The sequence below is a fragment of the Cupriavidus sp. CER-90 genome, assembly GCF_057652055.1.
On the sequence record NZ_JBYGYM010000001.1, the window covers coordinates 2,174,687 to 2,187,609 of the forward strand.

10 protein-coding genes are annotated in these 12,923 nt (G+C 65.9%); 4 read left to right on the forward strand and 6 right to left on the reverse strand.

Going from position 1 to position 12,923, the window contains the following annotated elements; all coding sequences use genetic code 11:
* The first annotated feature begins 81 nt into the window (after positions 1 to 81).
* The 3 genes from AC24R4_RS09625 (at position 82) to AC24R4_RS09635 (ending at position 5,200) form a co-directional block, all read left to right on the forward strand.
* Entirely contained in the window at positions 82 to 1,389 is a 1,308-nt protein-coding gene (locus tag AC24R4_RS09625) for a hypothetical protein (RefSeq protein WP_487522845.1), read from the forward strand.
* The gene (locus AC24R4_RS09630; RefSeq protein WP_487522846.1) at positions 1,373 to 1,663 is read left to right on the forward strand and encodes a PAAR domain-containing protein; all 291 of its coding nucleotides are present in this window, start codon (positions 1,373 to 1,375) and stop codon (positions 1,661 to 1,663) included. Before AC24R4_RS09625 ends, AC24R4_RS09630 begins: the two co-directional genes overlap by 17 nt.
* Before the next feature lie 69 nt (positions 1,664 to 1,732).
* Complete coding sequence (locus AC24R4_RS09635) at positions 1,733 to 5,200, forward strand: ImcF-related family protein (RefSeq protein WP_487522847.1); 3,468 nt, start codon at positions 1,733 to 1,735, stop codon at positions 5,198 to 5,200.
* Positions 5,201 to 5,228: 28 nt separating this feature from the next.
* Here AC24R4_RS09635 and AC24R4_RS09640 read toward each other — a convergent pair whose 3' ends face one another.
* Genes AC24R4_RS09640 through AC24R4_RS09650 form a run of 3 tightly spaced genes read right to left on the reverse strand, consistent with a single transcriptional unit; the run spans position 5,229 to position 8,300 of the window.
* Positions 5,229 to 6,080, reverse strand: coding sequence for a citryl-CoA lyase (locus AC24R4_RS09640; protein ID WP_487522848.1), 852 nt, complete (start codon positions 6,078 to 6,080; stop codon positions 5,229 to 5,231).
* Positions 6,077 to 7,276, reverse strand: coding sequence for a CaiB/BaiF CoA transferase family protein (locus AC24R4_RS09645; protein ID WP_400396087.1), 1,200 nt, complete (start codon positions 7,274 to 7,276; stop codon positions 6,077 to 6,079). The genes AC24R4_RS09640 and AC24R4_RS09645 overlap by 4 nt, the downstream gene beginning before the upstream one ends.
* Positions 7,277 to 7,310: 34 nt before the next feature.
* Positions 7,311 to 8,300 carry a Bug family tripartite tricarboxylate transporter substrate binding protein gene (locus AC24R4_RS09650; protein WP_400396088.1) on the reverse strand — a complete coding sequence of 330 codons (990 nt, stop codon included), beginning with the start codon at positions 8,298 to 8,300 and terminating at the stop codon, positions 7,311 to 7,313.
* Positions 8,301 to 8,542: 242 nt separating this feature from the next.
* Between AC24R4_RS09650 and AC24R4_RS09655 the strand changes: the two genes are divergently transcribed.
* Positions 8,543 to 9,043 (forward strand): hypothetical protein, encoded by a 501-nt coding sequence (locus AC24R4_RS09655; RefSeq protein WP_487522849.1) that lies wholly within the window; start codon positions 8,543 to 8,545, stop codon positions 9,041 to 9,043.
* A 251-nt stretch (positions 9,044 to 9,294) separates the two neighbouring features.
* Here the strand turns inward: AC24R4_RS09655 and AC24R4_RS09660 are convergent, their stop codons facing one another.
* The 3 genes from AC24R4_RS09660 to hpnD all read right to left on the reverse strand — a co-directional run bounded on the left by AC24R4_RS09660 (position 9,295) and on the right by hpnD (position 12,910).
* Entirely contained in the window at positions 9,295 to 9,981 is a 687-nt protein-coding gene (locus AC24R4_RS09660) for a phosphorylase (protein ID WP_487522850.1), read from the reverse strand.
* A 5-nt stretch (positions 9,982 to 9,986) separates the two neighbouring features.
* Positions 9,987 to 11,987 carry a squalene--hopene cyclase gene (gene shc / locus AC24R4_RS09665; RefSeq protein ID WP_400395803.1) on the reverse strand — a complete coding sequence of 667 codons (2,001 nt, stop codon included), beginning with the start codon at positions 11,985 to 11,987 and terminating at the stop codon, positions 9,987 to 9,989.
* Between the two features lie 74 nt (positions 11,988 to 12,061).
* Positions 12,062 to 12,910, reverse strand: coding sequence for a presqualene diphosphate synthase HpnD (gene hpnD, locus AC24R4_RS09670; protein ID WP_400395805.1), 849 nt, complete (start codon positions 12,908 to 12,910; stop codon positions 12,062 to 12,064).
* Positions 12,911 to 12,923: the final 13 nt, after the last annotated feature.

Here is a 12,923-nt window from a genome sequence, read left to right on the forward strand (position 1 = left end):
AGGACAGCGGACGAACACGGCAGACGTTTTCGTTCGACACAAACGTTGCCAGTCATACCGGCAACGCACCGGATAGTTGACATGGCCGTCGATTTCTCCTTGCTGCCTTCAGAAGAGACGTTTGACGGAAAGCCCCCATCCTGGCGGCTCTGGGGTGTACTGTTTGTTGCCGCGGTCTTGGTGGGCGTGGCCGCCGTCCTGCTGCTTTGGCCGGATGGCATGCCTACGGACACCTGGCGATTCTGGGCGACGTTGATCCTCTTCCCGGTTGCCATGCCGGCATTTGTCGTCCTGCGCCGGTTTGCGCGCCATGAATCGAACAGGCTCGATGCCGAGATGCGAAACGCCGCCGTCGTCGCTTTCAAAGAACAGGTGTTCAGTGCCGCAAGCATCCCGCTGGCGTTGATCGGCGCCGCGCACAGGTTTTCTGCCGATTCCAGTCAGAATGCCGCCGATGGCGTACGGGAGGGTACGTTGCGCCTCAAGACACAAGAGCCTGCCGCCTTCGACACCGTGCCGGTCAAGGCGCGATGGTTCGATGTGGCCGGCGTGCCGATGGAGCCGGGAACCATCAATGCGGACTTCAAGCGTGCAAGTCTGTTGACGCCGTGGCTATTGGACCAACTGCTGGCCGAACTGGCTCCCCGTATCGAGGCGTTGCCGTTGGCAGTCCCACTCGACGTGCGCTTGCACGTGGTCAACGCGTTGCCGCTCGAGCAGAACAGGCGGCTGTGGGACGAATGCTGGGGCGCAAGGTTCGCGCGAGCTGCGTCGCTGGAAACCCCGGCGTTGCCAGATGACCTGATGGCGCTCGACCGATGGCTGGACAGATTACTCGCCGGCGGGGAGCCGCGTGCGACGTTGTTCGTCAGCGTTCAGCTTCGTCCCGTACTGCATGCGTCGCTCCCCGATGGATCGGCAGAGGCAGGCGTTGCCGTGTTGTTGATGCCCGATGCGCTGGCACACAAGCATGGCATTCATCGTGCTGCGAGTCTGCACCGCCCGGTGCGCGGTTTGGCGATGGAACCTCAGGAAGCGTATTCCCACGCACTGCGTTGGGCCGGAATAGGGGCCGGAGAGTTGGCCGGCGCATGGCAAGCGGGGCTCGATGCCACGCAGGCGGGGGTGCTGCGACAGGCGACGATGAAGCTCGGTATGGCCCTCCATGCCACGGATCTTGACCAAACCGTGGGTCATGCAGGGGTCGCTGCCGGATGGCTTGCCCTGTCTTGTGCTGCTGCGACACTGACCGACGCGACTGCAAGGCAAGTCGTCATGGCGGGTCAGGGCACCAGCGTTGACTGCGCCGTGATCAGGCGCGATAACCCGGCCCATGGTGGGCCGGACACAGAACCTTCACGAAACGATTGCAATGACCAGACGCTATGACATTTTGCGGGGTGACGCCACGTCGTCCGGTGGAACCGTGCTGGGCGGAGACGCCAGCGATACGCTGGGTGGCCGCGAACAAGCCTACGAAGGCGATGCGGTCTGGTGTCCGCAATGCAAGACGGTCGGGCGCATCGCATGTCAGGGGCCGCGCCATTCGATGCGGGACGAGAACGGTAGGGAGGCAGCATTGAGCGACGATATTTGCGCGTGTGGCTGTTCGCCGAGTCCTCTGCTTATTCCGTCCCAATATGGCTCATACACGGATGTATGACAGACGAGTGATCGTAGTGCTTCCAGAATCTTCCACAAGCCGCCCCTTCTCGCCTTTGACTTTCCATCGATGAAGAAGCTGCGAATTGATGTCCTGTCCATTCTCCTGATCGCACTGCTTGTCGCTGGTGCGATCCTTGTCTGGGGCAAGTATCTTGGCATTGAAACGGCCGAGCGCCGGAGTGAATGGCTATCCGGCGTGGCATTGGCGGCGTTGTTGCTGGCAATCGTCGTGACATTCCAATATGGGGTACGCTGGACTGAAGCGATTCGCCATGTCCGGGATTGGCTGAACACCCGCCAAGTCAGTATGGCGGATACCACCCAGGCGGCCCTGGCGCCGAAGCGTCCCGCGCCGCCAAGGCTTGCGCCGTCGCTGGCCACGTTGCGCGATGCGCTGCGCCACAAGTACGGGCTGCGCTGGCGTTATCGCCAGCCTTGGTTGCTGCTGGTGGATGCCGATGCGGGTGCTCACGCGACTGTCGCCGCGCTGCTGCCGGAACTGAAGGCACAGGGTTGGCTTATCACGCCCGACGCGGTGCTGGTGCTGGCTCAGTACGACAAGGATGGTCAGCCAGATATCGCGTGGCTCACGCAATTTCGCCGACTGCGGCGTTGGCGGCCGCTCGATGCCTTCGTCGTGCTATTCGACGGGCATGCCGCAGAGGCACTGCAGGGCAGGCAGGCGCAAATGGTGGCTACCTGGCGGCTACGTATTGCCGATGTCCTGCGCTGGTCCGCGCCGACATTCGCGATGCAGGTTGGGCAGACGATTGCGCTGCCTGCGGCCGACGTGCCGCTTGTCGGTTGCGAGATTCCCGAGCGCGCCAACGCTTCGGATGTCGATGTCGCGTTGCATGCGCTGCGGCATCGACTGGCGTGCTGGAGTCTGAATGGATGGCCGATGGATGTGCGCACGCGCCATCTGGGCCGATTGTCCCAGGACCTGGGTGGCCAGGTCGGCAAGCTGATCGCCATGTCAGCCGCTGTGGCAGGCCATGCCCGGCGGCGGATGGGCTTGCGTGGCATCGTGTTCGTGCCTGTGCCCGACAAAAGCCGCAGCATCGGCACGGCGGCGGATTTGCCGGTGTGGCAACACATTGCGGACGTGGCGCAACGCAGGCCGGGGCGCCGCGCCGTCTGGCATCCCTTGACGGTCGGAGCCGGTCTCGTATTGGCAGGCATCGGCATATGGACGGCCGGCATGATGTTCTCAAGCCTGCAGACAGACATCGATATCCGGGTTGCGCGTCAGGCGGTGCGTGACATGGAATCCGCGTCCGATGCGGCCACGCGACTGAACGCGCTGGATGTCATGCAGCAACAGATCGCGCGATACGCGTACCGCGCCAGCCGCCATGCGCCTGTCTTGATGCGCTTCGGCATGAACCGCGACGCCGATGTCCTGGCCGCCCTGATGCAGCCGTATGCCAAGGCCAGCCGTGAAATCCTGATCCGGCCTGTGGTGCGGGATCTCGAAGCGTCGCTGGCCGACTTGTCCCGCTTGCCGACGGCTGGCCTGAGCGATGAAACGAGCAAGTGGGCACTGGCGGGGCATGACACGCTCAAGGCCTACCTGATGCTGGCGCACCCCGAACGCACCGATCCGGCGTTTCTTGCGGGACAACTGGCGCGACACTGGTCCACGGACGCGCGTATCGGCCCGGCGCTCAAACAAGACTATGGCGAACGATTTTCCAGATTCTTCGTCGAGCACCTGAAGGCGAATCCGGAGTGGCGTATCGCCGCAAGCGCCGAACTGATCCATGGCGCACGGCAGACGCTGTTGGCCGTGATGGGCGAGCGCAACGCCGTCGATACCATCTATCGGAACATGATCGAGGGCGTTGGCAACAAGTATCCGGATCAGACGCTGGCGTCGCTCGCCGCGGGAACCGACACGCGCGGGCTGCTGCGAAGCGACGCCGTGGTGCCTGGCGTCTTTACGCGGCAGGCCTTCGAGGGCTACGTGGCCGGCGCCATGGAGATGGCCGCCACCGAACAGGACGTGGCGGGCGATTGGACGCTCGCGGTGGGGCAGCAGTTGCCCATTGGCGAGAGCCCGGCTGGGGCGCCCGCAGAGATCCGCAAGGCGCTGGCGGACCGCTATTTTGCCGACTATGCCGAACATTGGCAGCAGTTCATGAACGGGCTGCAATGGGAGCCGGCCCGAACGCTGCCCGGCGTGGCCGATCAGCTGAAACTGATGGCAGACGCGCGCCAGTCGCCGGTCATGGCGTTGATGCGTGCGCTGGAGTACCAGGGCGGGGCCGGTACGCGAAGCGCGTCACTGTCGGACACGCTGGTCACCAAGACCCGGGAAATCCTGAGCGGCAACGATCCGGCTCCCGTGAAATCGAGGGCCGATCCGGACGGTCCCTTGCACGCCGCATTCGGCCCGGTGATGCGCCTTGTGGACCCGTCCCGCAATGCCGGTAGCGGTGAGTTGAGCCTGCAGCGGTTCATGGACCGCGTGACGGCGGTTCGACTCCATTTGCAGCAGATTGCCATGGCCAGCGATGCCGAAGCGCAGGCGCGCCAGATGGCACAGGCCTTGTTTCAAGGCAAGACCTCGGAACTGGCCGATACGCAAGCCTATGCGCAGCGGATGGCGGCCAGTCTCGGCGCCCAATGGGCTGGCATGGGCAACGCGCTGTTTGTGCGGCCGGTTGCCCAGGCCAGCCAGGCTATCGTCCAGCCGGCGCAGGCGAGCCTGAATGAAAGCTGGCGGTTGGGTGTCGCCGCGGCATGGACACGCGCGTTCGCGGGACGCTATCCGTTCTTCGACACGGAAAACGACGCGTCGCTACCGGAACTGGCGCGTTTTCTGCGGCCGCAGGGTGGGCTGATCCCCGCATTCTTGTCGACCCAGCTTGCCGGGGTGCTGGAACTGCGGGGCGATGAATGGGTGCCTACCACGACAGGCGGGCAGTCGCTCGCATTCGATCCCGAGTTTCTGCGGCGTATCAACACGTTGCAGCGCATCGCCACGCACATGCTTGCACAAGGGGAACCGCGCTACCGCTTCCATCTCAAGCCGATCCCGACACCGGGCCTGACCGATACGCTACTGAGCGTCGACAACCGGGCGCTGCATTACTTCAATCAGAAGGAAGCCTGGATGTCCATGCGCTGGCCATCCGACAATCTGCAGGACCCTGGCACCCGCCTGCAGTGGCAGACCGAGACGGCCGGAACGAGCAAGAATCATGAGTTTGCCGGCGCCTGGGGGTTCGTGCGGATGCTGGAGCGGGCGAGCGTTACGCCCGTCGATAGCGCAACGTTCCAGTTGAGCTGGCAGGCGATTGCCGACACCGGCGTACGCAGCGACGGGGGCGGTGACAATGAAAGCCTGAACGCCCGCCTGCCGCGTGTGGCGGCGCCGGCGGAAATGACCTATCCGATTCGCTACCTGCTGCGCTCGGAAGTCGGCCATGGACCGCTGGAAATGCTATGGCTGCGCAACTTCGTATTGCCTTCGCGCATTTTCACGGATCAGGTGCCGGCGTCGGGAGGCACACCGGCGTCGCGCGCGTAGTGGCCGTCAGGCGGCCATCATGCAGCCATCAGGCCGCAGGGTCTCCCGTCGGCACGTCCCGCTGTGGGTGGCCGTCGTACGTCCACAGGAACTGCCGGGGGATCGGGCCCTTGTTGCGGCCGCCCTGCTGGGTCTGCTCCCAGGCGTGCGACAGGATGCCCACCGAGCGCGACAGGCAGAACAGGCCGCGCGCCAGCGGTGCCGGGAAGCCCAGTTCCGCGTAGATGACGGCGGTGGCGCCGTCGATGTTCATCGGGATCGGCTTCTCGCGGCCTTCGCCGAGCTTCTTTTCCACGGCCCGCGCGATGGCGGCATAGCGGCCCGAGACCACGCCCGCGTCGGCGGCCTGGTCCACCAGCGCCAGCAGGCGCGGGGCGCGCGGGTCCAGCGGGTGGAAGCGGTGACCGAAGCCTGACACGAACTTGCCGTGCAGGTCGCGGTAGTTTGCCAGACCAGCGGCCACGGCGTCGTCGAACGGCACGCCTTCGTCGAAGCGCCGCGCGATGTCCTGATACAGCTCCACGGCCTGCTCGCCGGCGCCGCCGTGCACGTCGCCCAGGACATTGACGGCCGAAGCCATCGCGTTGTTCAGCCCTACGCCGCAGGTGGCGGCCATGCGGGCGATGGCGATGCTGGGTGCCTGCGGACCGTGGTCGACGGCGGCCATCAGGGCTGCGTCAAGCAATTCCCCCTGGCGCTTCTCGGGCAATTCGCCACGCAGCATCAGCCAGATCATCTGGGCGAACGACACGTTCCCGATCAGCTGCTCGATCGGGTAGCCACTGTAGCGGATCTCGCCGGGCTTCATGTCGATGATCTTCGTGCGCCACCAGTCCTGCGAGGCCTGCCGGCCCGCGTCCATCGGAAATGCTTCGCTCATAGTGCGCGCTCCTGTTTCAGGGTGGCAATGTCGTCGGCCGCGTAGCCGAGTTCACCAAGAATGTCGTCGGTATGCTGGCCCAGCTGCGGCGGCGGGGTATCCACCGACGGTGCCGTGCCATTGACCTTGAAGCCCGTGCGGATCAGGCGGATGTCGCGGCCCACGCCGGGCACGTTGGCAAAGTCGCCAATCATGCCGCGATCGCGTACCTGCGGATGCGCGAGCACGTCGGGCACCTTCAGCACCGGGCCGGCGGGCACGCCGGCTTCGTTCAGCAACTGCCACCATTCGGTGGCCGGCTTCTTCGCGAGCTCGGCTTCGAGTTGGGCGGTCAACGCGGCGCGATTGGCCAGGCGCGACTGGCGCTCGGCAAAGCGCGGGTCGCTGGCCAGCTCGGGACGGCCCACCACGCGGCACACGGCCTCGAACTGTTCCTGCTTGTTGGCCGCGATATTGAGCGGGCCGTCGCCGGTACGGAACGTGCCCGAAGGGCTGGCCGTCATGTTCTCGTTGCCCATCGGCACGGGGTCCTTGCCGGCAACCAGGTGGTTCGACACCACCCAGCCCATGGTGGCCATGGTCGCTTCGAGCATCGACACATCGAGGAAATAGCCCTCGGTGCGGTCGCGGTCGGCCAGCGACGCCGCAATCGCGAACGCGGCCGTCATGCCGCCGATGGTGTCGGAAACCGGATAGCCCACGCGCAGCGGCGCGCTGTCCTTGTCGCCGGTGATGCTCATCACGCCCGACATGCCCTGGATGATCTGGTCGTAGGCCGGCAGGTCGGACAGCGGGCCGTCCTGGCCGAAGCCGGAAATCGCGCAGTAGATCAGGCGCGGATTCACCGGTTTCAGGTCGTCGTAGCCCAGGCCAAGCCGGGTCATCACGCCGGGGCGGAAGTTCTCCACGACCACGTCGGCGCTCTGCACCAGCTTGCGGAACACTTCCTTGCCGCGCGCGTGCTTGAGGTTGATCGTGATCGATCGCTTGCCGGGGTTCTGTGCCAGGAACGACACGCCCATCAGGTTGCGGTTCAGTTCGGCGTCGGCGCCCAGCTGGCGGGCCAGGTCGCCGGTGCCCGGCGTTTCCACCTTGATGACCTCGGCGCCCATATGGGCCAGCTGGTGGCAGCAGAAGGGCCCGGCCAGCACGTTGGTGAGGTCGAGCACGCGGATATTGCGAAGCGGCTTGTACATACGGTTCTGCCAGGAAATGGTTAGTCGGCGCGGATCAATCGACGCGAGCGCCCGATTCCTTGACGATCGCGCCCCAGCGCGTGTTCTCGCTCTTGATGAAGGTGGCCAGTTCCGCTGGCGTGCCGCCGCGCGGCTCGCTGCCTTCGTCATGCAGCTTGGCGATCGTGTCCTTGTCCTTCAGCGCCTTGTTGACTTCGGCGTTGAGCTTGGCCACCACGTCGGCCGGCGTGCCGGCCGGTGCCACCAGTGCCTTCCAGTCCTCGGCCTGGAAACCAGCATACCCCTGTTCCGCCACGGTCGGCACGTTGGGCAGCAGCGCCACGCGCTTGGCCGACGTGACCGCCAGCGCGCGCAGCTTGCCGGCCTTGATCATCGGCATGGCGATGGGCGGCGTGGCGAAGTAGAAATCGGTCTGGCCGCCCATCAGGTCGGTCAGCGCGGGCGATGCACCCTTGTACGGCACATGCAGTGCCTTGATGCCGGCGCGGCGCTGGAACATCTCGCCGGTCAGGTGGCCCACGGTGCCGGTGCCGGCCGATGCCATCGACAGCGGCTTGGCCTTGCCGGCGTTCACCAGATCGGCCAGCGTCTTGTACGGCGCGTCCTGGCGCACGATCAGCACCACCGGCTGCGCGGCAACCAGCGCCACGGGCGTGAAGTCCTTCACCGCGTCATAGGGCATCTTGGGGTACAGCGTCGGGTTGATCGCCAGGTTGGCGGTCTGGCCCATGCCGATGGTGTAGCCATCGTTCTTCGCCTTGGCCACGAGGTCCAGGCCAATATTGCCGCCCGCGCCGGCACGGTTTTCTACCACCACGGTCCACTTGGTGGCGACGCCCACCTTGTTGAACACCAGGCGCGACAGCACGTCGGTGCCGCCCGCAGGCGGGAACGGCACCACCAGGCGGATGGGCTGCGCGGGGTAGGCGTCGGCGGCGATGACGGGCGCGGACAGCAGCGCCGGGGCGGCGGCGAGGGCCAGCAACGTGTACGCAAACTTGCGGCGCAAGGGCAGACGGGTCATGCTTGTCTCCGTTTTTATGTTCTATAGTACAGAACAACGATCTTAAAGAAGGAATGATCGTGAGGATAGGAGCGATGGGGAGGGCTGTCAAGCGGGGCTTGGCCGTAGCTGCTGCAGTCGGCCTGAATGCGAAGTGCGTGGATTTCGTTGTTTGCCGATCGAACTTTGGCCGGAGTCTCGATAGCCTTTCGATCCTTTTGCCGAGTTCATCACGGCGCTCACCTTGAAGGGGCTATCCAATCATGCAACGTCCGATCCCGCCGTCACCGAACCGTCTTGAAGTCTCCAGAAGCCGACGCATCCTGATGCTCTCCATGCTGTCTTTGCCTGGCGTGTCGGGCTGTACCGGTGCAATGTTGTCCGATGCGGTCCGACTGGAACGCAGTGGCGAGTACAAGGAGGTTATCGACCAGGTCATGTTGACCGTAGATGGCAAGAAGCTCGTAGTGATCGCCCCCACATACCACTACATCTTCGACGTGCAGCAGGAATTCTCCGACCTTCTGCGTTTGCCACTGCACCGGAAGCTCAGTGCTCGGTTCTCTACGTTCGATATTCATCCAGGCGGCATCGCGTCCGGCACCGTTTGGCTGACGCTGGACGATCCTGACGATCAGGAGTATGCCAAGGCGCTATCGCTTGGATTCAAGGGGCCAAAGACGGAGGCCCGCAAGCGTTACGAAATTTCGGGCGAACGTTATCTCGCCGCGACTTCAAATTGCCGGCCAATCTCAAGCAGCTGAACCGATCCTACGAAATCACGGTTGTGGAATGGTCCCGAGGGGTCAAGCAGGCAAAGATTCTTCTGACGCCGCTGACCGTGGCAGCTGACGGTGTCATTCTCCTGGCCGCGGTTCCGCTAGGGTTACTGTGGTATTTCTCGGGCGCGAAGATGAGAATCATGTGAGTAGCGCCCACGGCGGCCTTTTGTGCGCCGCCTAACGATGTTACCGCTTGGCTCGCCGACTTATGGGAACAGGCTCGAAACGCCGCCTCAAACAGCCACGGGAGCCGGCAGCGCAAAGCCAGCGCCAACAGCACGACGCGCCCCCGCCAACGCCTTCTTCGCAATCGAAGCGTCGCGGCCCAGCCGCAGCAAGCCGCCGAGCTGGTGCGGCGCCTTGAGCAGTCCGAGGATGACCGCGCCAACGTCGGTACTGCCGTCTTCGGCCATGCCGGCGAATGCCAGCGGCGGCACGGCGCGGTCGGCCGGGTCGATCACCACGCGCAGCGCGGCGAACGGGATGCCCAGCGTCTGGGCGGCGCGTGCGGCGATATGCGATTCCATGTCGACGGCCAGGGCGCCGTGCGAATCATGGAGCGCCGTCTTGTCGGCTACGGTCAGCACCGGTGTGTCGGAGCCGGCCAGCAGGCCGCTTTCGGCGTGGGGCAGGGCACGTCGCAATGCGGCAGTCCAGTAGGGCGCCGTGCTGTACGACGTCTGACCGCTGCGCACGGCCGTGGCGACGATGACGGCGCCGGGCGGCAGCGTGGGATCGAGGCCGCCAGCCACGCCAAAGCTGATGACGCCGGCGCAGCCCTGCATCAGGCGGATGTCCAGCGCACGCGCCAGCATCACGCCGCGCTGGCCGTACAGCGTCTGCACATCGGGGCTGGCCGCGATGCGGGCTTCGAAATCCATGCCGCAGACCACCAGGACCGGCGATTGCGGGGATGCCACGGCGCTCACAGCCCCCAGGCCACGGCGTGGTTGCCGTCACGTAGCAGGTTGCGGAAGCGCGCCAGCGCCCAGAGCGGGAAGAAGCGCGAATAGCCGTGGTAACGCAGATAGAACACGCGCGGGAAGCCTACCGCCGTGAAGTACGGCTCGTCCCACAAGCCATGGCTGGCCTGGGTGCGCAGCAGGTATTCCACGCCGCGCGCCACGGCCGGGTGATCGCCGGCGCCGGCGGCCATCATGCCCAGCATGGCCCAGGCCGTTTGCGATGCGGTGCTCGGGGCCTTCTCGTAGCCGCGGTATTCGAGCTTGTAGCTGTCCCCCGATTCGCCCCAGCCGCCATCGGCGTTCTGGATCGACGCCAGCCACTGCGCGGCGCGCTGCATCTCGGGCGCGTCGGCGCCGATGCCGGCCGCGTTCAGGCCGCACAGCGCGCTCCACGTCCCATAGATATAGTTGGTGCCCCAGCGGCCAAACCAGCTGCCGTCGGCCTCCTGCTCGTCGAGCACGTAGCGCAGCGCGCGCGCCGCCGGTTCGCTATTGGCCGGCATCTGGCCAAGCTGGCACAGCATGGCCAGGCATCGCGCCGATACATCGGTGGTGGGCGGGTCCAGCAGCGCGCCGTGATCGGCGAACGGGATATTGTTCAGGTACAGATGCGTGTTCTCGGGCTCGAACGCGCCCCAACCGCCGTTGCTGCTCTGCATGCCGATGACCCACTCGCAGGCACGCGCGATGGCGGGCGTGTACCGGTTCGAGCAGTCGCCGCGCTCGGCGCGGTCCATCGCCGCGGCCACCACGGCCGTGTCGTCCACGTCGGGGTAATGCGCATTGTTGTACTGGAAGGCCCAGCCGCCGGGCCGCACGTTCGGGCGCCGCACGGTCCAGTCGCCCCGCAGTTCCAGTTCCTGCAAGGGCACCAGCCAGTCCAGCCCGCGCGATGCCGCGGCTATCGCGCGCGGCTCGCCCACTTCCAGCAGGGCATGGGCCGCCAGCGAGGTGTCCCACACCGGTGACAGGCACGGCTGGCAGTAGGCTTCGTCATCACGCACCACCAGCAGCTTGTCGATGGACTTGCGGGCAATGGCGCGGTCGGGGTCGTCGGGCGGCACGCCCAGCACGTCGAACATCAGCACCGAGTTGACCATCGCCGGGAAGATCGCGCCCAGGCCGTCCTCGCCGTTCAGGCGCTCGACCGTGAAGGCGCGCGCGCGCGCGACGGCGCGCTGGCGCATGCTGCGCGGAAATAGCGGTTCGACCATGCGTACCACGGCGTCCAGCGCGCGGAACACGCCCACCCACATCGGGCTCTGGTGCGGCGCCCGGCGCGGCAGGCGGGCGGCCTGGCAGGGCCGCAGAAACAGTTCGTCGATGCCGATATTGCGCGGGTTGCGCGCCTGCGGCCGCAGGCTGTTCAGCACCAGCAGCGGCACGATGACCGTGCGCGCCCAGTACGAGACCTTCGACAGATGGAACGGAAACCATTCGGGCAGCAGCATGATTTCCACGGGCATCATCGGCACGGCCTGCCACGGCATCACGCCGTACAGCGCCAGCAGCGTGCGCGTGAAGACATTGCTTTCCTCGGCGCCGCCCATGGCGTGGATGCGGCCGCGTGCCCGGCGCATATGCTCGGCCTGGGGATCGTCGCCCGCCATCTTCAGGGCGAAGTACGCCTTGACGCTGGCGCTGACGTCGGAGCCGCCCGCGTGGAACAGCGGCCAGCCGCCGTCGGCATTCTGAATGCGGCGCAGATAGTTGGCGATCTTGCCTTCCAGTGCCAGGTCGGGCGTCTCGCCCAGGTAGTGCACCATCAGGATGTACTCGGCCGGGATGGTGGCATCGGCTTCGAGTTCGTAGACCCAGTGGCCGTCGGCCTGCTGCTGCGCCAGCAGCGCATCCACGGCGTGCGCGATGCCGTCGTCGAGCGGGTCGGGCAGGGACGCCTCGGTGGAGCGCCGGTTCAGCGCGTCGTCATGAGGACGGGTGATGGTTGCAGCCTGGTTCATCAATTCGGGGGCACTTCTCTCATGGCAATGCGGCGGCCACGGCCGCGTGCATCACATCGGCAGAAAACAGGGGGTCACGCAATGGCATGCCGCAACACGATCCAGGCAAGCTTGGCCTTGTTGACGCGCACGCGCGTGCGCGGGGCCAGCCAGCCACGGGTCAGCAGGCGCGTCAGGATCTCGTGATAGACCTCGTACATGATGCGCGGCGAGCGCACCACGCGCGACGGGCAGCGCGCCATGATGGCGGCCGATGCGTCGTAATGTGCCTGGGCGTCGCGGGCAATGCCGCGGCAGACCGTATCGATCGACGGATGATCGATCACGGCGCGCGGGGTGCCGGCCGGAATGCCGGCGGCGGCCAGCGCCTCGGCGGGCAGGTAGAGCCGGCCGATTTCCGCGTCTTCGTCCAGGTCGCGCAGGATGTTGGTCAGTTGCAGCGCGCGGCCCAGGTGGTGGGCCAGTTCGATGCCCGGCTGTTCCTCCAGGCCGAACACGCGCACCGCCAGGCGGCCAACCGCGCTGGCCACGCGGTCGCAATACAGGTCGAGCGTGGCCGCATCGGGCGCCACGATCGTGCTGACGACGTCCATGATCATGCCGTCGATGACGGCGTGGAAGTCCTGCTGTTGCAGGTTGAATTCCTTGATCTGCGCGTCGAGCGAGCGCAGCGCGGCGGGCGCGTTGCCCGCGTAGCAGGCTGCGATGTCTGCGCGCCAGTCTTCCAGGGCTGCCAGGCGGTCCGCGTGCTGGGTGTCGCCGTCGGCGATGTCGTCCACGGCGCGGCAGAACGCGTAGATCTCGAACATGGCCTGACGCTGCGACGGCGGCAGGATCCGCATGGCGGTATGGAACGAGCTACCGGAAGACACGGCGGGTCCGGCGAGCGGAGCGCCAGGCGTTGCGATTTCAGAACCGGCCACGGATTTCCTCGGC